Genomic DNA, 639 nt, shown 5'->3' on the forward strand with positions numbered 1-639 from the left:
ATCGTGGTGGGAGACAGTGTCAGGTGGGCAGTTTGACTGGGGCGGTCGCCTCCCAAAAGGTAACGGAGGCGCTCAAAGGTTCCCTCAGAATGGTTGGAAATCATTCATAGAGTGTAAAGGTATAAGGGAGCTTGACTGCGAGACTTACAAGTCGAGCAGGGTCGAAAGACGGACTTAGTGATCCGGTGGTTCCGCATGGAAGGGCCATCGCTCAACGGATAAAAGCTACCCCGGGGATAACAGGCTTATCTCCCCCAAGAGTTCACATCGACGGGGAGGTTTGGCACCTCGATGTCGGCTCATCGCATCCTGGGGCTGTAGTCGGTCCCAAGGGTTGGGCTGTTCGCCCATTAAAGCGGTACGCGAGCTGGGTTCAGAACGTCGTGAGACAGTTCGGTCCCTATCCGTCGTGGGCGTAGGAAATTTGAGAGGAGCTGTCCTTAGTACGAGAGGACCGGGATGGACATACCTCTGGTGTACCAGTTGTCGTGCCAACGGCATCGCTGGGTGGCTATGTATGGACGGGATAAGTGCTGAAAGCATCTAAGCATGAAGCCCCCCTCGAGATGAGATTTCCCAACTTCGGTTATAAGATCCCTCAAAGATGATGAGGTCAATAGGTTCGAGGTGGAAGCGTGG

1 rRNA gene is annotated in these 639 nt (G+C 54.3%); it reads left to right on the plus strand.

The window, feature by feature from the left end:
* Positions 1 to 639: ribosomal RNA gene (locus N9R04_RS11280) — 23S ribosomal RNA — on the plus strand; the annotation flags it as partial.

It is taken from the genome of Staphylococcus marylandisciuri (assembly GCF_025519785.1).
GTDB lineage: Bacteria > Bacillota > Bacilli > Staphylococcales > Staphylococcaceae > Staphylococcus > Staphylococcus marylandisciuri.